Below are 22,485 nucleotides of genomic sequence, written 5' to 3' on the forward strand. Positions count from 1 at the left end.
TTACACATTTATTCTATCATTTCAATGACTCGAGATACGTCTTGCTCCAGATATGTCCGGGGTTCAACTCCAAGGCTTGTTTAAATTCTGCCGACGCTTTTGTTTTGTCTCCCAGCCCCATATAGCCTAATCCGGCCATATAGTGATTGGTCACTTGTTGCGCAATGCTGGAGCGTCGCCCGTCAAATTGTGTGTAAGCACTATTATCAGCCGTATCACCTAACATCTTTTGGAATAATCTTTTAGCCTCTTCTGCCTTATTCATCTTGATTAACGCAAGACCTTTGTAGTAATCGAACTCACGGTCGTCGCCACGTTCAGTTTCTACCTGCATCGCTTTTTCGTATGATTCACGTGCTTTTGTACCTTCCCCACGCGATTCATACACAAGTCCTGCCAGATAATACAGCTGCGCATACCTTCCACGGCCATACAAACCGATAGGATAATCCAAGGCGGCCTCTACATCTTTCATCGCCTCGTTGTATGCCTTCTTGTCAATCTGAGCAAGAGCACGAAGTGTATAGCTATTGAGGTAGGCATTCTGGATATCACGCGAACCTTCTGTTTCGGAGATACTGTTTGTTTCCAATGTCTTCAATGCTTCGTCGTATTTGCCATACTCAACAGCACGAGTAATCAGACGCAACAGCGTTTCACCGCGTTTGGTCGCAGTGGCATAATTGGCCATAAGGAACTCGTACTTATCCTGCGGAGAGACCTTATTCAACTCGTTAAGTCCATCTATTTCGAACAACAGACGAGCGTCGCCACTACCCACCTGAGCCGCTTTCTTCATATTTGTCAGCGCTTTCGCATAGTCTTTATCAATTTCATTGTATGCAAGACCGAGGTTACGATGAACAATATAGAATGTAGGATCGAGTTTAGCCGATTTCTCCCAAAGTTCCATTGCTTTACGAGGTTGATGCTCGTAGTACAGATTGCCTAAATAGTAAGAGGCTTTAGCACCGGTTGCGTCCATCGCCATCGCCCGATTCAGTATAACCACCTCTTCGGAGCGGAACGGGAAACAGTAATCAGAAGGCATTGTATTAGCTTTCTGGTAATAGGCAAATGCCTTATTGGTATCACCTTGTATCTCGTTCAGATAACCGAGATAGTAATAAAGCAACGGATAGGTATTTCCTTTTGTTTCCATGCGGGCAAGAACCTCTACTGCTTCTTTGTATGCACCGGCCGACATATATTCTGTGGAAAATTCGAGATAAGCCTGAATATCGTCACGCATCCAGCCTGAAAGCTTTTTAAGGCCATCATTGGCTTTTGCAGTATTCCCTTTTGCCTTATACATCGAAATCAATTCGTTCATGGCCATATAATTGATCTTGGTTTTCTCCAATACTGTTTCAAACCAAGCTTGCGCATCAGCTTCCAAGCCCATTTTGCGAAGGATCAGACCTTTCAGATTCAATGCTCTGATATTGTCTGTATTGGTAGATAACGAACGATTGACATGATCGAGAGCGACAGCATAATTTCCACGCCGACAATCAATCTCAGCCAGTTGGTAATAAGCGGCCGTATGCCATGCGTATCCCCACGTAGATTGATAAAGCCAATCGTAGGCTTCATCCAGTTGGCCTAACTCCTGAAGAACAAGACCCAGGTAGTAGAGTGATTCGCAATCTTTCGGACGGGTATAGTTCATTTTTACACGCGTAGCCGCTGTACGAAGATACTTTTCCGCCTGTTCCCAATTATGATCCTTGATCGCAAGGATACCCAGTTGGGTATTGACCTCCGAATTGTTCGGATCGCGCTTTAGCGCCTCCTGATAATAAGGCATCGGATCCAATGTGCTGTGGAACTGATTAATGCGCAACCCTGTAAGGTATAATTCTTCTACCGATTCAATAGCAGTTGGCTCGGGGAATGCTCCTAATGCTTCAGGTTTATCCTGTTTTGGATACTCATAGTCCTGCGCGATATAACCCAGAATCAGCTGACCGTCGGTATCATATAGGGCAATGTTGAGATCGGTTTCAACTACACCTGCAGGTAATTTAACATTTATCTTACGCGGCTCGGCAGGGCTGATACTAATCTGTTCAGTCTTTATTTCTTTGCCTTTGCCTTTGAGCACAAATTTGGCTGCCTTATGAGCAGAGGTGGTATTCAATCTTACTTCAATATCAGCACCTTTTAACTCATAGTTCATCGCACCATTCCGGTTGGCATATTTCAAACCTCCCAACTCACGGATAGGGAACCATACCATCTTACCGAATTTAGTTTCATACGGCTCCAACCAGCTATAGTCGGGTTGGTTGTCGGTATAGAAACCTGCCATAAGCTCGATATAACGTCCATCATTATCTGTAAGCCCCTCGTTGGTTTTAAGTCCATTGGCATTATTACCGTCAGCCCAATATTTCATGCCCGGAGAAACATAATGATTCCCGATCCATGCCGTACCCGCCTGGAGGTTATGGTCGTAACCCGCAAAATAATCTTCACGCGGATCCCAGGAAAAGAAAGAAGAAGGTACATGCGTATTCATCCACCAACTAATATCCATATCCGTAAAGTTGTAGTTATTGAAACGACTGTCGGCGATAGGCCAAGCTGTCATATCACGTTTCCCGTGGAAGGTTACATATTGTACCGATGGCGGAAATATAACCTGATAGGCTGAGTCGCAATGAACGGCCGGATTCGTCCAGAAAAGGAACGAGTTTTCCAAAGCTGTCCGGTTGCGTGGATTGATCGTCATCTCTACAATCGACGAGTTCGGATAGATTGTATAGCCTATCAACGTATTGACACGTTGCAACCGCTCGGTGTTATTAATCCATACTGTTTTGCTACCGTCGGCATGTTCTTCGATCTCATAATCCATATTCTCTACTGTGGTAGGCCCATGGTGGTGTGGATACCCCCACGCTAGACTACCGGAACGCCAGTTTCCGACCATCCCGATAAGCGAAGGTTTCACAACATGGTTTTCATAGAACCAGTTATAACCGTTTGTCTTATCATAAGCAGCATAAATACGGCCACCTTGTTCCGGTGCTATTTTCAGTTGGATATAATCATTTTCAAGAAAGATCATCGGATAACTAACATCCTCTGTTCTTGTGGTCAATCCGTCATCGAACGGATAGGGGTAAATCCTACGTTGTACTCCCTGGTGGTTACGTCCTTCGTAAAAGCGCGGCATCACATTGGGAGGTGTCTGTATGTAAGTTTTCATGACCTGACTACCTTCCTGTAACTTAACCTGCGCCTGAATATTGGACAGACAGAATACACCACCGATAATATATAGCGCGAATATTATTTTCTTCATGAAAACATGGTATTATTCGTTTCTAATTAACTGTTCTTTATTTATTCCAATAATCAGGGATGCTTTCATGTCCACGAGCTTTTACCGGCTTTTGGCTGAAAGGCTGAATGGCTCCGGAGTGAACATCATACAAACGTTTAGCCGTTTCCATCATGGCCTCTACCTGATATTTGTAAGGACGATCGGTCACATCGATCAAACCGCAATTGTAGTTTTCTCCGTCATTTCCGCGCCCCATCAAATCCTGGTCGCACCATTGAAAATATCCTGTACCGATCAACCCGGGATGAGAATACCCCTGTTCGGTATAATACCGATAGGCCACACCTCTCTGCTCTTGGCTTTCAACCTGCCAAAGTGATTGTGCCATACCTCTGTCGACTGTTCCGAAATGATATTCACCGATAATCATAGGCGTATCAGTCAAACGTAATGCACGATCCATCATTTCTTTACTTGGTTCCAAGGCATAACAGTTGAAACTGAGTATATCAAACGCATTACGGCAAATTTCCATCAGTTCTTCGTCCAACTCATTTAAATTACCGAAACGAATCCCCAGATTCAGATGGTTGGGATCATACCGTTTCATTGTTGCCTTTACGGTTTGCAGGAAAGTATTGAATGTTTTGTAGATGAACGCCTTCTTACGTTCCGGTGTATCACCGCTTTGTAAGTATTTCTTCAATTCTACCTTAATCGGACGATCTTCACCTTCAAGAATCAAGTCGCAAAGACGGGCTTCTTGCCCCAGCCATGATGGTTCGTTTCCAACGAAATAACCAAGCACCCAAGGGTTATTTTTGTTTTCGGGCAGGTAACTCTTCATGCTTGAATCCATCTTAGCTGCAAAATCGGGCGTATACACATCTGCTAATCCCATCAGGTTGCCATCTATGCCTAATCCACGCAATCCAAGTGTATGCGCTTTTTTATTCAATCCATATACGGCAGCACTCGACCAGTTGGCGATGGTATTCAATCCCCATCTGTCCAGACGTTTGATAGCCATCTCGTTGGCTTTCTCACGAAAATCCGCACCATAACGTCGATAAAGGTTCCAAGCCCCGTATGATGCTGATGCACGGTTACGATTATTTTGCCTGAACTGTTCGGGAGGCAATTCTTTAAACATATTGGTGCGTTTGTCGAAATTATTGGCGTTGCCCCCTCCGCCGGGATTCACGCAGTCTACTCCATGAGAAAGGAATAAATAACCATCCGGATCGATAAACCACCAACGTCCGTCTACCTTTTCTATCCTGAAAAAGCCAGTACCCTTCACCTGCTTTTGTAGGTAACCACCATATCGGGAGTAATTGTAATCTGGTTGGGCACTTTCTAATTCCTTATCTTCAGCAGCCCATTCTGTCTGCAGTTGATCTAATGAAGTGATTTTCTCTTCATACTGTACCAAATTATGTTGTCCGAACTCATCAACGGCATATCTATTTTCCAAATACTCGTCACCCGGATCCTCTACGGCAAGCGTAACTGAACGGATTTCAAATTCCGGATTCCCAATAGGCACACGCATACGAATACCGATCGAATCAACACCGTGAAGTTCACCACGTTTTCCTCCTAGGTTAATCCATCCCGCATACCGGGGTTGATTAAAAGTGGCTGCCAAATCGACTCTGGCATCCGGCAATCGCCGGTAAAATTTCAAAGGGATAGCCAGTTTATTCCAGCCATTAGGCAAGTAACTCATCACACGCAATTCGTTATACCCGTAATCGGTCGTAAATCCGACATGGAAACGTTGAGCAGTAGTGATTCGAAACTCCAATATCACATAATTATACTCATCCCAATTGGACGGCAGATCCGGATTGATATCCCGAAGGGCAAACTTTTGCCCGGAGACTTCGTGGTTGCTGTCAAATTTAATTTTGAACTCTTTAGGTGCAGACGTACATTGAGTCATTAAAAGCATAGCTAAAACAGCCATACCGGTTATCAGTTGTTTCATACGAATAAAAGTTTAAGATGTAGGTTCAGAAAAAATAAAGAGGTGAAAATAGGAAATATTTCCACCTCTTCTAAAATAATAACGAATTACTGAGCAACGCTAAAATTGATGATTGTATATGGAGCATAATTGCGACGAATTGTCCCAACTTTTGTACCTCCATCGGCAATAGCAGCCATAGCACCTACCCGGAAGTAGTAATTACGCGCATATTGGAAATACTTTTTATCCACCTCATTTGTCAGGTCAATCGTCAATGTGTACGTTTCAGACTCATCGATTTCTTTCGCCGGAGAGAACTCCTGTTTAAAACTTGTTCCTCCCGGAGTATAAGAAGTTACCTGGTCGCCTACATATATATCCGTATGGGCATATAAACAGACATTGCTCAAGCGAACCTCCTCCTTACCGGCTTCCAGATTGAACGTTGCTTTAATGGTATTACCCTCTTTCACAATATTCACATTCTTCACACGGATATAGGGTGTTACCTGAAAGTCCATGGTATTATTCCCTTTCTTTACAACGACCTCATCCACAAAGAACGGATAGAAGTTGCATGCATTGAAATCGACACTATAGCTACCTGCAAAAAACAGATCATCGCGAAATTCTCCATTTTGCTTGATGACACGTGTTAAAAGGCCTGTAGGATAACCCAACTCCTGAAACTGCATGCGCGAACCATTCTGAATATCAGTCTCTACCAATTCGCCCGTTTTTATATCTTTAATCCCTCCGTTTAATGAGGCATTCGGTCCGTCGTAATTGTCAATCTTAAACATATCACCACAAGCCGATAGTGTAAAAACGGCCATGGAAATTATCACTAGATTTTTTAATTGTAACTTAATCATAATATTCTTATTTTAAAATTAACGTCCCGGATTATTTACTAAGCCATTTACGTCTGTGCCAGGAATATTGAAATAATAATTCATCGTCTGGAATGTACGACCTCCGGCCTGTATATCATGAAATTGTTCCATTCTCACAAAAACATATTTTGGTGTATCTTCGCGAAGGTCTACCAATTGTACTAAAGCATGTCTTCTATGATTGTTAAACAAAGTATGATATTCCCGGCGACGGAACATATCCCACAACCGTTGACCTTCAAATGCCAATTCGACCCGACGTTCTTTCAGTACATTATCAAGTGTTAACGGTATTTGATCCGTATGTCCGGCACGTTTGCGCAAAGCATTGATATAACCGGCAGCAGCCGTCCGGTCACCCGATCCACTCTCTGCTACAGCCTCAGCATAGTTCAAATAAACTTCACCTAAGCGAAAATCGATCCATGGGGTGTTAGAACTGCGTTCTGCTCCGGTGATTGTTTTATCTTCCGCTAAAAATTTCCGAATCGTAAATCCTGTTGAGGAGTAGTTCGCATCGTCACCACTTGTCATGGAGGCAAAACCGGAATAACCTGAAGGACTCTCGGCTCCGTAAGAATAGTACATCTTACCGTCTTTTCCCTCTTCACTATAAGACTGGTAGAGTTTAACTTCACCATTTTTAGTGATCAATCCTCCTTGCATCACAATAGTGATACCTTTATACTCGGCACCCGGCACTATAATACTCCCATGCAGACGGGCATCTTTATTTTTGAACGGTTCATACGGATTGTCATATTTTACGAACGGAATAGATGTTATTTGTGCATCCAACGGAGAGTTTGTACTGAGGTATTCATTCTCTTTTCCATCGGTACGTGTTACGATCTGAGCGCTTTTGCCTGTTCCGTCATCGGTATAATCTTCATACAAATCCACCATATCCAAACTTGGAGAGAAACGTCCCCATTTATGGAAACCGGTACTGGCTTGCGATGGACTAAAGAAAATATCATAATCGTGTCCCTGATTTTCCAGTTTTGTTCCATCGATATACGATCTGGCAAAGATAATCTCATCTCCAAGCGCATTCATAAACATTTCCTGGTAGTTCTTGGCCGCTTCTTCTCCGTTGGCCGGATTCGGTTTATAAAGCGAATGAGTGGAATTATCAATAATCGCTTTTGATGCCGAAATACACTCACTATAAAAGAAATCAGCAAGTGAGGCATCCATCCCGACTAACTTTTGATTGACCGCTTCACCGGAGAAAGTCGCTCTTCCTCCATATTTAGCAAGTGATGCCGCATAAAGAGCTGCTCTCGATTTCAACGCATATCCGGCCCATTTCGTAGCACGGTAACGAGAATCACCATCACCGTCTTTAAAGTTTTCCGGTGTCGGTAGATATTCGATCGCCTTATCACATTCCTTTAATACGAATTTCCAAGTATCCTCTTCAGTACTGCGTGAGATAAACAAAGGAGTGGCATCCCCATTATAGTCGTCATCCTGAAGCCAGTCGATAAGACAAACACCTCCATAACGTTTAGCCAATTGAAAATAAATATACGCACGGGTAAAGTGAGCTTCACTCTTCAACCGATTGTATGTATCTTCAGTAATAACACCCCCCTCTTTCGCTTCAGCAATGCTTTTCATAAATATGGAAACATCTCTGTTCCGCCCATAAGCACTAACCGCAAAAATATTATTCCCGGTAACATTCGATACAAGACCTGATGTCCCTGTCCAGAAAGCGAACCCTCCAGGTCCCATACCACTACCACTACTCAGAACACTCTCATCTGTGTAATGCGTTAACTTGACATATTCGCCTCCGTTACCCCATCCACGACGATTGAACCCGATTTCCGGACGGTAGTTAAAGTCTTCCATCGGTATCGCATTGTACATATTAGCCAAAAGCGTTTTCAACCCTTTTTCGCTTGACAACAACCTATCCGAATCCATTTTTGTTAATGATTCTACATCTAAAAAATCATTACAACTGCTACTTAATGTCAAAAACATGATTGACATTAATAGCCATTTATATTTCTTGATATTCCTTATCATAATCAGATTCAATTAAAAATTTAGATTAACACCGAAATTCACCGCTTTCATAATAGGATAAGACAAACCGGCATTCCATGCATTCTCTTGTCTTTCAGGGTCCATTTTCCGTACATTTTCTTCTGCAAATGTCAATAGATTTGTGCCATTTACAAATACACGTAACCGCTCGATACCCACTTTATTCAATATCGTCTGGGGAACCGTATAACCAAGTTCTATATTTTTCAATCGTAAATATGCAACTTTCGGTCGCCAAACGTCAATGATATTAGCATCTGTCGTATTGTCGTAGTTATAAGGCCTTCCTGCCGGGAATTTCCCAGCAATCCATTGGGTGTTTGGATCCAACGGATCATCTGTTGGGCTAGCCGTATGCCAACGATCTAAAAATCTTGCGTGCATAGTCGGATAACGTCCGTATCCCCAAATATCATTCATGTGATAATTTAATGAATAAAGCGCCGCACCCTGTAGAAGCAAGCTTAAATCCCACGATTTATAGCTACCATCGAAAGTAAATCCGAATTGAAGCGGAGGATTGACACGGTTCCATGACACTCCGTCAACAGCTTCCGATGCACCGGAAGTGTATCCACTGGTACCATACGACCAGTTTTTAAACAATTGGTCCTCACCGCTAATTCGACCATCACCATTGACGTCGGTTATACGGTAAGCACCCGGCAACATCTTTGAATTACCACGGTTACCACCACTCAATGGAGCTGCTTCGTATTCATTCAATGAACCGTATTGTCCGTTATATGAATAAATCAGGCTTCGTCCTGTATAGCGATCTTCGTTTCCGTTTCTCCACCTGTCCCATTGGCTGGTAAAAGGAGCTCTTTCAACATGCAAACGTTTGGTTCTCGCAAATGTAAGATTCGCTCCTACTGTATATTTGAAATCTTTACCAATTCCGTCTCTGTATTTCAATTGTAACTCAATACCGCGATTTAAATCCGAGTTAAGATTTTCCTGCGGGAAAGAAGCACCGAACGTATTGGGCACAGAAGAGATCCTGTTGGCTAGAATACCGGTATTCTTCCGTTGGAAATACTCAAAAGTAGCGCTGAATTTGTTTCGTAGGATATCAAGATCCACACCCACATTGAAGAATTTAGCTTTTACCCATGTCATATTATCGTTTACAACACCCGGAGGATACATCCCTGTCGTTAATGTTCCGTCTTCAAAGACATAACCCCGTCGAGTATCCGAAGTATACGCCGGTAAATATTCGTATGCGTTACCCTGATCGCGTCCACTTTCTCCATAGGAAGCTCTCAGTTTTAAATTATCAACAAAAGGTGCCAGATTTTTGAAAAACTCTTCTTCAGACACACGCCATGCAGCACTCACTGAGGGGAATGTCGCCCAACGCTTACCCGGAGCATACCGGTAACTACCGTCACGACGTATCATCCCTTCAAGAAGGTATTTACCCTTGTAATCATAATTTGCGCGACCTACAAAAGCGACATATCTTCTGAATTCGCGATTACCCTCGTTTGATGCGGTACTGGCAGAAGCTTGGTCGAGGATGTCGAAAGTAAACAGATCCGAGTATGACCGGTCACCTCTTAGTTTGTCATATCGATCCTGAGAAGCCTCAAAAACGCCTGTTACATCAAGTGAGTGATCACCGAATTTTTCCGAATAATTAGCCTGGATTCTCGTATACGCTTTGTTATAAAGTCGTATTTGGTTCCAATAGCGATCCTGTCCTCTTGTCTTAGTGTAGGTGTCTGTATAATAATCATATAAATCATGTGATGCTTCCTTATCGGATTCGTTGTATTGTTTGATGTCATAAGAACCCAATACATTCACACTCAAGCCAGGCAGAAACGGGGCGGTGTATGTCAAATCCAACTGTGCGCTTCCGGTGGTGTTTTCGTTCCGCCGATACCCTTCCAAATCAGGACTTATCAAAGCAGCCGGGTTTTTGTCCTCTGGTCCGACAGCCGATAAATGATCGGTACTACCCAATGCATATGGGCCGACTCCACGGTCATTCACAATAAAACTCTTATAAGTCCATATGAAATCTTCATGTCCTCGTTGACTCTTGTCCACACGTCCCGAAACCAGGACATTCATTTTAAGATCTTTCGTCAGTTCAGCTGTGACATTACTTCTAAAGGTGTACCGCTTGTAATATTGCACGTCACTTTTAAGCAATCCATTATCTTCATTATAACCCAAACTGGTGAAATATTTGACTTTGTCACTACCCCCTCTTACCGAAACGGTATGATTGTGTGCTGGAACCGATTTATACATATACATATCAATCCAGTCCCAATCTTGATAACCGGGCTCACCATTTTTGTATTTCTGAAGTAAGTCGTCACTGTACCGTGGTGCCGCTCCGATATTTCTTTGAAATTCGTTTTCCATCATCCGATATTGGTATGCATTTGCCATTTCCGGCATACCAGTTGGCATTTTCATCCCAAACAGACCGGAATACGAAAGACGGGCTTTTCCTTCTTCACCCTTCTTTGTTGTGACAATAATTACTCCGTTTGCAGCATTCATACCATAGATAGCTGCCGATGCATCTTTCAGGATAGAAACGCTTTCAATATCATCGGAGGTTAATTGCGCTAATTCGGTAGCCCCGTCGTTCGTGCGAACGATTCCGTCTATAACGATTACCGGTGTACCAAAACCACGGATACTGATCATATTACCGAAATCACCCGGTTCACCTGTTTGCTGACGTATAAGCAATCCGGCCATTTTTCCCTGCATATTGTTTATCACGTTATCCGTTTTTGTGGTTAGTAGTTCATCCGAATTAATCGAAGCTACCGCACCAACTAACGTTGCTTTCTTTTGCGTACCATAACCAACCACAACCACCTCGTCGAGTGCTTTAGAGTCTTCTCGCATGGTGATATTGTAATGATTGGCATCGCCTACGCGTATTTGCTGGGTGACATATCCGATATAGCTGACAAGTAAAGTCGTGCCTGGAGTGACCCCTTGCAATGTGAATTCTCCATTCACATCACTGATGGTTCCTATGGCTACTCCACTTATCTGTACATTCACACCGATCAGAGGCTCTCCGGTGTTATCCGTAATCGTGCCGGAAATCGTCTTCCCATTTTGCTGTACTTTTTCTGCTTTAGCAAAAAGTACCACTTGGTGGTTATCCCGCATAGTATATGTCACAGTTGTATTTCGGGAGATCTGCTCCAGCACTGTTTCAATATTTTCATCGTTGACTTCGATGGAGATCTTTTCATTTAGTCCAATCAGTCCTTCATTATAGAAAAAGCGATAATCACTGGCTTTTTCAATCTCTTTTATGACATCCCGAACTGATTTCTCTTTGATGTCAAGAGTAAGTTGAGTTGCCGCCATGTAACCGGAGCTAACAAGGACACAACAGCACAACAACAATCGTGTAAGAAATTGCTTGATGTTACTCATTTTGAAAGTGTTTTTAATAGTACATTAGATTATTAGTGTAACTTTACAAGCTCAAAACGCATGTGATTCATCTTATAAAAACAAGGCGCAACCGACGCTGTTTCACATGTTATTTGACTTATAAATTGAGAGTGGGGTAGATTCGTAGCAGCGACTACCCCTCTTGTTTTACTTGTATTTGATCATAGGCATTCCACATTTTAATTAATAATAGAGTTTTTATTCTTTCGCTTTGTGCTTCTCACTTAATACAATCGTATCCCCACGTGATTCATAAACAATAGGAGCTGTCAGGCTGATTATTTCGATAATATTATCCAGGCTATTATTCTTGATGACACCGGAAAATTTGTATTTTTTGATTGCTTCAGAGGCAAATTCCACATGCACATTGGATAGCCGGTTTAGTATGATGGCTATCTCACTCAATGTTTGTCCATCGAATGATAGTTCGTTATTCAGCCACATCTTGTCATAAGAAGCATCTTCCGAAACACCTGACTTCAAGGAGTGTTCCGATCGGTTATAGGAAACATACTGATTAGGCGTAAGTATGAGTTCTTCTTCAGCTGTAGAAGCTTTTATCTGCCCGTTAAACAGGGTCGTCTTTATCTCGTTATCTTCACGGTATGCCTTAACGTTAAAAGCAGTCCCTAAAGCTTCGATCTCCATCTCTCCGGTTTTTACGACAAAATGAAGGTTTTCATCTTTGGCGACCTCAAAATAAGCTTCGCCCTGAAGAGAGACATATCGATCTGAAAAACCATATTCGCTCGAATACCTGAGGGTCGTATGTGAATTCAGCCACACTCTTGTTCCGTCAGGAAGAGTCACATTGGCACGCTGCCCTTTTTCTACAGCAATAAAATGCTCTTTTCGTTCCTCTGTGGGCTGGGAGGCGGTCGAAGAAAGGTCAGTGTATACTCTTGAACCGATACCTATCCCAAGCCCTATACAGAGGATCGCTATAGCAGCATACTGCCACCAAGAATAACGGCGAACAGCACCTCTTTGCCTTTTTTCTTCCGAGATCTGTATTTTTATTTTACGATAGATCCGATGTTGTATTTCAGGAGTTAATTCATTGGTATACGAATTAGTCCATTGCTCTTGGTAAAACGCTTCCAACGTCTCCTCAGCTAATTCCTTCTGGCACCAGTCTTGTAGTTGCTGTCTTTTATCTGAAGGCAATTCACCTTTTATAAAGGCGTCTAACAATTCGATGTAATTGATCTTTTTCATACTATTTCCTACTATGAATATCCTTCAAAATGACAGATCACTTACAACGATGTAATAAATAATGATTTTTTAACAAATCAACAATAATAATAAAAGGGAGATACCGGTATCCGAAGAGAGTTTTTTCTTTATAAATAAGAGTGATCTGTATATTTGTGTTTCTACTGTTTTCTCTGATATCGCTAATTGGGCAGCAATCTCTTTATTCGAAAGATGCTCCTGCCGGCTTAACTTATAGATCATTTTTCTGGCAGGAGGTAATTCTTCTATCAACTGATCGATATACTCTTTCAGGAAACCCGTCACAATTTCCTCTTCCGTATCCAAGTCAGTCGTAGCGGTCAGTTGTTTTTCCAATTTATTAATGATGCCTTCTGCCTGCAAGCGGCTCTCTGTTTCTTTATAAACTAAATGACGGGCGATGGTAAAGATATACGACTCAAATTTCTGTTTAGGATCGATCAGTGAACGTTTTTCCCAGATTTTCAGAAACACATTCTGCGTCAGGTCCTCCGCTAAGGTTTTATCGTGTAATAAGGAATGAACAAAATTATAGACCCATGGGCTATATTGCAAAAAAATCAGTTCAAACGCTTTCTCATCCCCCTTTTGCAATCGGATGAGCAATTCTTCATTAATAGTATCTGTTTGACGATTTTTCATTTGTAAAAAATAACCTACTGACAAAAATAAGAAAAGAAAAGAAATATTTACATAATTAAAAGAAAATATACAACATGACGATCATTTTTATAGCTGCTGTTTTCAGAATATCAAACAAAAATTTCTTCTCCTTCTCCGGAGAAAGCGACAACTCTATTTTCACATCTATTAAAAAAACATCTAAAAAAGCATTAAGATAATGGGATCAAAGTGAGAAATCAAGTCGTTTATAGTTTGATAATTAAAGAACATTTATACATTTGGTGCAGATTAGAAAAGTGGTGATGAATAGAATATTAATCATTGGTTTATTTATTAGTCTGACTAACTCTTACCAGACTTATGCACAATGGACGGCAAAAGACTCCATTTGGTTGCAAAACATACTTTCAGGCAAAGACAGTATACAGTTAAACCCTGAAACAATGCGAGCCATTGAGGGGGGTACATTTTTGAATTTTGACCAACCGGCAGGTTCGGGCATGTCTGCCCCTTCGGAGATTCCCATCATCAAAGATTTTTCCGACTATTTTCAACCGGAAGATACGGTTTCACATAAGGTGGCTTTAAAAGACTTACCTCCCTATGTATTCTGGCATTACGGAAAAAATCTGCCTTTATCACCTCTTCAGGTCAATCCTGCATTACTCCACGACACGCGTCTGAGGGAACATGCACGTTATCCATCCGGCTCCTCTTTCGATCATTTATTACAAATGGCATTCAGTCCTACGTACCGAAATATTCAGCATAACCGGAAACACGCTGTTGCATGGAAAACATACAATAACCTACCATCAAAAGAGCTGAACGAAAAACAGAAAAAACAGCGTAAAGATCAAGCTAATTTACCATTGCCACTGGTTACAACAAAGTCGAAAAAAGATTCGATCGAGACTACAATAAACATTGTCCCGGATGAATATATCTTATCTATAAAGGATTCGACTTCCCTGCCGGGCGACTCGGTTCTTTTATGAAGAAGGATTCGATTCCAGCCACCAATCGATCATTTTACGGGCCAGACTCAGTTTGCGTGGCAACTCCGGCAGATGAGCACGGTCAAAAAACGCGGCTGATTTCAACTCCTCTTCCTGCAAAACAAGCTCTCCCTCGACATAATCGGCTATAAAACCGACCATTAATCCACTGGGGAATGGCCACGGTTGGTTCGCAAAATAGGTGATATTATTCACCGTTAGACCGGTCTCTTCCCTGACTTCACGGGCTACACATTCTTCCAAAGTCTCTCCCGCTTCCAGAAATCCGGCAACAAGTCCATGAAATGTTCCTTTAAAGTTCCGAGCCTGTACGAGCAGGATCTGATCTCCTTTACGCACTAAGGCAAGAATGGCTGTTGATATCACTGGATATTGCTCAAAGTGGCAGGAAGGACAAACTTTGGTGATAGGAGTAGTCTGTTGAGTAGGGATTCCGCAAACAGGACAAAAACGGCTATGCATCTCCCAATACAAAATCTGAGCTGCTCGCCCGGCAATCTTATATAAGCCGGAATCAAGGAATCCCCATGCTTCACGCAAAGAGGTGAAAAAATAACGGCTATTATTGATCTCCACACCCGGTTCTGGAATGGCGACCACACAATTTTCTTTTTCCGGAGAAGAGACATCCAGTTTAAAAGAAAGTGGTACCGGAGGATTCAGACTTTCCGGTACCATATATTGACCATCACGATGTTCGATCAGTAATTGATCGTTATCAAAAATAAACCAACAAAAATGTTTCTCCCTATGCATCATCTACCATTTTATAACGGCAGACAAAGATAGTTTTTTTAGATTTATTTCTTCTTCTCTTTTCTGCGCTCCATTTCAATTTTCAACATCCGCAATTCCCGGCCGGTTTGTCCGGCAACAGAGGTGTTCTCCTCCGCCCGGCGAATCAGATAGGGCAACACATCACGTACAGGCGCATAAGGTACATATTTCGTCACATTGTATCCGGCAGCCGCCAGATTGTATGAAATATTATCACTCATGCCCAGCAGTTGGGAGAAAAAGATACGCGGATCATCTCTTTTTAATCCCTTTTCATCGATCAATTGGGCTAATTTATAATTACTCTCTTCATTATGAGTCCCCATAAAAAGTTCCATCCGGTCGATATGCTCTACCACAAACCGCACCCCGGCATCAAAATTTTCATCCGTCGCTTTTTTGTCTTTACAGATCGGATCGGGATACCCCTTTTCTGCAGCACGAGCACGCTCTTCTTCCATATAAGCGCCACGCACAAATTTTATGCCCGGAAAATACCCCCACTTCTCTGCGTCTTTCAGTATACGTTCCAAATAAGGCATCCGGTCGTGCCGGTACATTTGTAATGTGGCAAATACAATGGGGCGCTCCCGGTTGAACATACGCATGGCATCATCCGTCAGATCGTCAATCGCATTCTGAAAACAATAATCCTCTGCATCTACCAGAATACGCACCTGATTATCATAGGCACGTTGACAAAGATCCATAAACCGGTCACGAAATTGCTGGAACTCTTTCCGCTCCTGCATCGTCAGGTCTTCCCGCTTCTCTGAAGCTTTGCACAACACCTCATCACGTGTGATTGTCGATGGTTTAAATACCGCATAAGCAATATTTTCATTCCCCTTGGCATTATCTATCGAACGGAGCGTTTCTTTAAAAGTCGCTTTTATCCCTTTTTTGGTCTGTTCGCCTTCTGCCGAGAAATCCAACGTGGACTTCACATTATATTTACGTAAGTGTTGGATCGTTTTCTCGCAATCCTTAACGGTTTCGCCACCGACAAACTGTTTATACAAGGTAGGTTTCACCGCCCAGTTCAACGGAAAATGAATCTTAATGGCTATATTAGAAAGTACTTTTCCGCATTTAACGATCCAAGGATATTTCATCACGCTGAAAAGCAAGTAGGCATTCTGTAGTTCCCCTTTTGATTTAGAGGAGAACGCAATCTCCGTATTATTAAAATCAAGCATAATAGTATAAATTGAGAATTGAAGTTGAAAATAAAAAACTGAAAGTCGGATTCAAATCCCACTTTCAGTTTCCGTTTTTTTATTGCTCACCAAGAAATGGATACCCGTAATCTGTCGGTGGAACCAGCGTTTCTTTAATACAACGTGGGTTGGTCCATCGCGTCAGATTCAACGGTCCGCCAGCCTTATCGTTTGTCCCTGAAGCTCTGGAACCGCCAAACGGCTGCTGAGCGATTACTGCACCTGTCGGCTTATCATTGATATAGAAATTACCTGCCGAATAGCGTAGTTTATCAAAAGCAGTCTGAATCGCATAACGATCTTTTGCGAAAATAGAACCGGTCAATCCATAAGGTGAAGTACGGTCACATAACTCAAGAGCCTCTTCATATTTGTCGTCCTCATAAACATAGATGGTAATCACCGGGCCGAAGATCTCTTCCGTCATCGATTTGAATAACGGATTCGTTGTTTGAATCACTGTCGGTTCAATAAAATACCCCACAGACTTATCCCCTTTTCCTCCGAAAATAATTTCAGCATCTGTCGCCTGCTTCGCATAGTCGATATACCCCATGATATTGTCAAAGGACGGCTCATCAATAACGGCATTGAAGAAATTAGAGAAATCCTGCGGATCACCCATCTTGATCTCTTTCAACATATCCCCCACCTGCTCCTTTATCGCTTTCCATAGTGATTTCGGGATATATGCACGTGAGCCGGCCGAACATTTTTGGCCTTGATATTCAAACGCACCACGAACAATTGCAGTCGCTACTTCTAATGTAGGAGAAGAGGGATGCACAAAAATGAAATTTTTACCACCTGTTTCTCCGACTATTTTAGGATATGATTTGTAGGTTTCCAGATTATTCCCCATCTGCCGCCAAAGCGTATTGAAAGTCGCTGTCGAACCGGTGAAATGGAACCCGGCTAAATCCGGACTGGCTGTGATCACCTTGCCGATCAGACTACCCTGCCCCGGAATAAAATTCACGACTCCATCGGGTAATCCGGCCTCCTGGAAGACCTTCATTAATAAATAATTGGAATGGATTGCTGTGGTTGATGGTTTCCAAACGGCTACATTCCCCATCATCGCCGGTCCCATATTCAGGTTGCTGGCAATAGAGGTAAAGTTAAACGGACTCAGAGAGAATACAAATCCTTCCAATGCGCGATACTCCATCCGATTTAAAAGACCTTTATCCGAATACGGTTGATCGGCATAGATCTGCCCGGCATAAAAAGCACTATAGCGTAAAAAATCGATCAATTCACAAGGTGCATCGATTTCGGCTTGATACGGACTCTTGCTCTGCCCTAACATCACGGATGCATTCAACAAATAACGGTATTTAGTGGCAAAAAGTTCGGCAACACGTAGCATCACTGAAGCACGCTCCAACCAGGGCAATTCCGACCATTCTTTATGCGCTTTCATGGCTGCATCAATGGCCATCTGTACCTCTTTTTCACCTGCTTTGTGATAAGTGGCTAATACATGTTTGTGATTATGAGGCATTACGACCTTTCCGGTGTTTCCTGTTCTGACCTCTTTTCCACCAATAATCAGAGGGATATCCCACTCCTCCGAACTGAGTTGAGCTAAAGCACCTTTTAGTAATTGTTTATCATTAGATCCTGGTGCATAAGATTTTACCGGCTCATTGCCGGGATTAGAGAATCTGTAAATAGCGTTATTCATGATCCGTATTATTTAAATAATTTGTGTGTTTTTCTGCTCGTAAACGTACAAAATATATTTGAAAAACAGCGATTCATCATCTATTTTATAAAAAACAAAATCATTTTCTCTCCCTCTCATTTCAGGAAATACAATACATAACTTACTCAAAAAAGACAGAACAGCGGCCTCATTGTTGACAATATGTCAGATAAGCCGGGAAAAACAACGATACAAACAATGCGTTTTAGCCGGAAAACCTATCTTTTTTTTCTGCATCTGCAACTATTTTCTCCACCTCCCAACGGTTTTTTTGAACCGATTGAAACACTTTTCTGTTAGAGGTACGTCTAAATTTGTTTAGAGGTACCTCTAAAATGATTTACACGTACCTCTAAATTGTTTTAGACGTACCTCTAACAAAAAACAAACCTAGGTGTAACAAAAAAGTGTTATAATTGCTGCAAAAAAAAGGACGGAATGTTTTTCTTATTCCGTTCAGATGGAGCAGGTAAAGAATTGTTTCTTAACTTTGTCGGTATAATCGGAATACATTATATCATGAACACAAATACGACAAAACGAATTGATCAACTCCGTGAACGGATGAAAGCCAGTCAGTTCGACGCCTACATCATTCCAAGTTCCGATCCACACTTAAGCGAATATCCGGCTTCAAGATGGAAGTCTCGCCAATGGATATCCGGTTTTACCGGCTCGGCCGGCACAGTCGTGGTCACACAGGAAAAGGCTGGACTATGGACCGATTCCCGTTATTTTTTACAGGCGGAAAAACAACTGGCTGGTTCCCCTATTACATTATATAAAATAGGGCTACCCGAAACACCGACAATCGCTCAGTTTTTACTTACTGAATTGGGCGAAGAACAAGTCGTCGGGTTAGATGGACAGACATACAGTACAACAGACGCTCGCCTGTTGGAAAAAGCATTAAACAAAAAGAAAATCCGGTTAGACTTCAATTCCGATTTAGTCGATGAAATCCGAGAAAATCGACCGGAAATACCGTCTAATCCCTTGTTTGAAATACCTCTTGAGTTAAGTGGCCAATCGGTCGGAGATAAACTCGACGAAATCAACAACCTGTTACGAAAAGAAGGCGCTGACTGTCTGATTATTACCGCCCTTGACGAGGTGGCTTGGACATTCAATATACGGGGTACGGATGTCGCTTATAACCCGGTGATAATCAGCTATGGATTTGTTTCAGAGAAAGAATCCGTACTTTTTATCGACCCACGAAAGCTAACGGAAGAGGTGGCTGAATACTTAAAAAAAGCGGGTGTCGTACTGGCCGACTATACGATGATCAATCAATATTTATCCCGATTACCTGCAAAAACGTCCGTATTCATCGATCCAAAACAGATTAACATCTCGTTATTCAACACCATCCCCAAAGGGTGTTCCATCGTCGAAGGAATCACTCCGACCAACCACCTTAAGAGCATCAAAAACGAGACGGAGATCAAAGGGTTTAAAAATGCACTATTAAAAGACGGCATTGCCCTGACTCGCTTCTATATCTGGCTGGAAAAACAGATGGCCAAAGGGGAAAAAGTAACCGAGTTGAGCGCTTCAGCCAAACTATCAGCTTTCAGAGCCGAACAACCACAATATATTATGGATAGCTTCGGCACAATCTGCGGGTATGGAGCCAACGGAGCTAGTCCACATTATTCGGCAACACCGGAAACCGACGCAACATTCAAACCGGAAGGGTTACTATTGATCGATTCCGGGGGGCAATATCTTGACGGAACGACCGATATCACCCGCACAATAGCCCTGGGAGAACCGACCGAACAGATGAAAAAAGATTTTACCCGTGTGCTTAAAGGTATGATTAGTCTGGCTAAAGCGAAATTTCCGAAAGGCACCCGCGGATCTCAACTGGATATATTGGCTCGAAAAGCGTTATGGGATGCCGGAATTCAATACTTGCACGGCACCGGACATGGGATCGGACATTGTCTGAATGTACACGAGGGGCCACAGAGTATCCGGATGGAAGAGAATCCTGTTCCGTTAAAACCGGGCATGATCACAAGTAATGAACCGGCTATGTATCGCGCCGGCGCCTATGGCATCCGAACAGAAAACATGATCCTCGTTCGTGAAGATAGTGAAACAGAATATGGTAAATTCCTGGGATTTGAAACATTAACCTTGTGTTTTATCGACACCCGGTTAGTTCTTGTTCCCATGCTCTCTATGAGGGAGCATGCCTGGCTGAACAAATATCATCAAATGGTCTGTGAATTGCTGACTCCGCACCTAAACAAAGAGGAGGCAGAATGGCTGAAAGAAAAAACGAAAGAAATCTAAAACAATGATGAATGGTTAATGGTTAATGATTAATTATTAATGAAAGAAAGAAAGAAAAAAAATAATTAATCATTTATAATTCATAATTAATAATTTAAAAAAGTGGCTTTAATTAAATCGGTAAGAGGCTTTACGCCTAAAATAGGAGAAGATACATACCTGGCTGATAATGCGACAATCATTGGAGACGTGGTCATTGGTAAGGGGTGCAGTGTCTGGTTTGGAACTATTCTTCGTGGTGATGTCAATTCAATACGGGTAGGTAATGGGGTGAATATTCAGGATGGTTCTGTATTGCACACCTTGTATGAGAAATCGACCATAGAGATCGAAGATGACGTTTCCATCGGACATAATGTGACTATTCACGGTGCTAAAATCTGCGCGGGTGCTTTGGTCGGAATGGGTTCTGTGGTTCTGGATAACGCCGTGATCGGTGAAGGAGCAATTATTGCTGCCGGCTCTGTGGTACTTAGCAATACGATCGTTGAACCGGGTAGTATTTATGCAGGTGTACCGGCTAAGTTTGTTAAAAAAGTAGATCCGGAACAATCCAAGGAGATCAATCAGAAGATTGCAAAAAATTACCATATGTACGCGTCGTGGTACAAATGAAGATCCTCCTCATTTGTACCAAATGGACAATGGATAATTGACACTTATAATTCATATTTCATAACTCATAACTCATAATTAAAATTGAAACGTTTAGGAGTTGGAATAATTATTTTAATCTGTGGTGTCGGACTGTTTCTGGCATTACCTTCGAATTATTATCTTCGCCGGGCGTTGGTTCATTTGACCCCGACGATTGATCAGTATCCGATTTTTGAGAACCGGGTTATCCGGGCTGATGATCCCCAACCATGGCCATTTGCGGCGGAATACAACACACATTTTATTGATGAAAAGTTTATTCCCGTTTTCGAGGAGTTGGGTACGGTTGCTTTTATAGTGATTAAAGATGGTCGGTTGCTCTTCGAACAGTATTGGCAGGATTATTCAGCGAAGTCGCATAGCAATTCGTTTTCAATGGCTAAGAGTATTGTATCGCTAGGTATTGGCTGCGCGATCGATGATGGATTTATACAAAGTGTAGATCAGCCGGTCAGTGATTTCGTTGACGGGTTTGCGGGATATGGAAACAAACCATTAACCATTCGTCACCTGTTGACGATGAGTGCTGGTGTTGATTTTCAAGAAGCATATACATCTCCTTTCTCTCCTACCACCAAACTGTATTATGGCTGCGACCTGTGGAAAGTAACCTCCGAAATGAAAGAGATAGACGAACCCGGCAGATATGTTGTGTATCAGAGTGGGGTCACACAACTACTGGCGTTCGTATTGGAAAAAGCAACCGATGAAAAGATCAGTTCATATATTTCCCGTAAATTATGGACACCCATGCATGCTGAAGAACATGCATTATGGAGTCTTGACAAAGAAGAGGGTATGGAAAAAGCGTATTGTTGCTTTAACAGTAATGCCCGGGATTTTGCCCGTTTCGGACAACTGATTCTGAATAAAGGTACCTGGAACGACAAACAACTGGTTTCTGAGAATTATATAAAAACAGCGACTTCATCGGACAATTCTCTGATATTCCAGGAGTATAACGAACCAAATAATCAGTATGGATATCAATTCTGGATATTGAACTTTAATGGAATGAATATCCCGTATATGCGGGGTATTTACGGGCAGTATGTTTTTGTGATTCCGGACAAGAACGCTGTAATCGTGCGTCTCGGACATCAGCGGAGTGAAACACGTACAGATCAGCATTACCCGGATGACATCGATACCTGGCTGGCTGCCGGATTGGCTATCATTGACAAAACAAATACGAACTAACATTTAACTATCATGAAAAAAGAGAAGTGACTCACTTAAATATATATT

At 42.2% G+C, this 22,485-nt stretch carries 14 protein-coding genes; 4 read left to right on the top strand and 10 right to left on the bottom strand.

The genetic code is table 11. From position 1 onward, the window contains the following. Positions 1-16: 16 nt before the first annotated feature. The 7 genes from M2135_RS12705 to M2135_RS12735 all read right to left on the bottom strand — a co-directional run bounded on the left by M2135_RS12705 (position 17) and on the right by M2135_RS12735 (position 13,564). Positions 17-3,313, bottom strand: coding sequence for a DUF5107 domain-containing protein (locus M2135_RS12705; RefSeq protein ID WP_280748891.1), 3,297 nt, complete (start codon positions 3,311-3,313; stop codon positions 17-19). A gap of 37 nt (positions 3,314-3,350) precedes the next feature. Beyond that, positions 3,351-5,288 carry a hypothetical protein gene (locus M2135_RS12710; RefSeq protein ID WP_280748892.1) on the bottom strand — a complete coding sequence of 646 codons (1,938 nt, stop codon included), beginning with the start codon at positions 5,286-5,288 and terminating at the stop codon, positions 3,351-3,353. Positions 5,289-5,374: 86 nt separating this feature from the next. Then, a complete protein-coding gene (locus M2135_RS12715; protein WP_280748893.1) occupies positions 5,375-6,145 on the bottom strand; it encodes a DUF3823 domain-containing protein in 771 nt (256 codons plus the stop codon). Positions 6,146-6,163: 18 nt separating this feature from the next. Beyond that, entirely contained in the window at positions 6,164-8,209 is a 2,046-nt protein-coding gene (locus M2135_RS12720) for a RagB/SusD family nutrient uptake outer membrane protein (protein ID WP_280748894.1), read from the bottom strand. A gap of 12 nt (positions 8,210-8,221) precedes the next feature. Further along, a complete protein-coding gene (locus M2135_RS12725) occupies positions 8,222-11,659 on the bottom strand; it encodes a TonB-dependent receptor (protein WP_280748895.1) in 3,438 nt (1,145 codons plus the stop codon). A gap of 219 nt (positions 11,660-11,878) precedes the next feature. Beyond that, complete coding sequence (locus tag M2135_RS12730; protein WP_280748896.1) at positions 11,879-12,901, bottom strand: FecR domain-containing protein; 1,023 nt, start codon at positions 12,899-12,901, stop codon at positions 11,879-11,881. 69 nt (positions 12,902-12,970) lie between these two features. Beyond that, positions 12,971-13,564, bottom strand: a complete 594-nt coding sequence (locus M2135_RS12735) for an RNA polymerase sigma-70 factor (RefSeq protein WP_280748897.1) — start codon at positions 13,562-13,564, stop codon at positions 12,971-12,973. A 284-nt stretch (positions 13,565-13,848) separates the two neighbouring features. Here M2135_RS12735 and M2135_RS12740 point away from each other — a divergent pair, with 284 nt between their 5' ends. Beyond that, a complete protein-coding gene (locus M2135_RS12740; protein WP_280748898.1) occupies positions 13,849-14,544 on the top strand; it encodes a DUF4858 domain-containing protein in 696 nt (231 codons plus the stop codon). On the opposite strand, the gene nudC is transcribed toward M2135_RS12740, so the two are convergent. The 3 genes from nudC to pruA form a co-directional block, all read right to left on the bottom strand. Beyond that, positions 14,539-15,321 (bottom strand): NAD(+) diphosphatase, encoded by a 783-nt coding sequence (nudC, locus tag M2135_RS12745; RefSeq protein ID WP_280748913.1) that lies wholly within the window; start codon positions 15,319-15,321, stop codon positions 14,539-14,541. The genes M2135_RS12740 and nudC overlap by 6 nt on opposite strands. A 44-nt stretch (positions 15,322-15,365) precedes the next feature. Further along, positions 15,366-16,541: a proline dehydrogenase family protein gene (locus M2135_RS12750; protein WP_280748899.1), complete on the bottom strand. Its 1,176-nt coding sequence runs from the start codon at positions 16,539-16,541 to the stop codon at positions 15,366-15,368. 79 nt (positions 16,542-16,620) lie between these two features. Next, positions 16,621-18,252: an L-glutamate gamma-semialdehyde dehydrogenase gene (gene pruA / locus M2135_RS12755; RefSeq protein ID WP_280748900.1), complete on the bottom strand. Its 1,632-nt coding sequence runs from the start codon at positions 18,250-18,252 to the stop codon at positions 16,621-16,623. Positions 18,253-18,792: 540 nt separating this feature from the next. On the opposite strand from pruA, the gene M2135_RS12760 reads away from it, so the two are divergent. From M2135_RS12760 to M2135_RS12770, 3 genes are all read left to right on the top strand, one after another. After that, positions 18,793-20,580 (top strand): aminopeptidase P family protein, encoded by a 1,788-nt coding sequence (locus tag M2135_RS12760; RefSeq protein WP_280748901.1) that lies wholly within the window; start codon positions 18,793-18,795, stop codon positions 20,578-20,580. Between the two features lie 102 nt (positions 20,581-20,682). Next, a complete protein-coding gene (locus M2135_RS12765) occupies positions 20,683-21,195 on the top strand; it encodes a gamma carbonic anhydrase family protein (protein ID WP_280748902.1) in 513 nt (170 codons plus the stop codon). Between the two features lie 84 nt (positions 21,196-21,279). After that, positions 21,280-22,437, top strand: a complete 1,158-nt coding sequence (locus tag M2135_RS12770; protein ID WP_280748903.1) for a serine hydrolase — start codon at positions 21,280-21,282, stop codon at positions 22,435-22,437. Positions 22,438-22,485: the final 48 nt, after the last annotated feature.

The sequence above is a fragment of the Parabacteroides sp. PF5-9 genome (assembly GCF_029893105.1).
Classification (GTDB): Bacteria; Bacteroidota; Bacteroidia; order Bacteroidales; family Tannerellaceae; genus JARXWG01.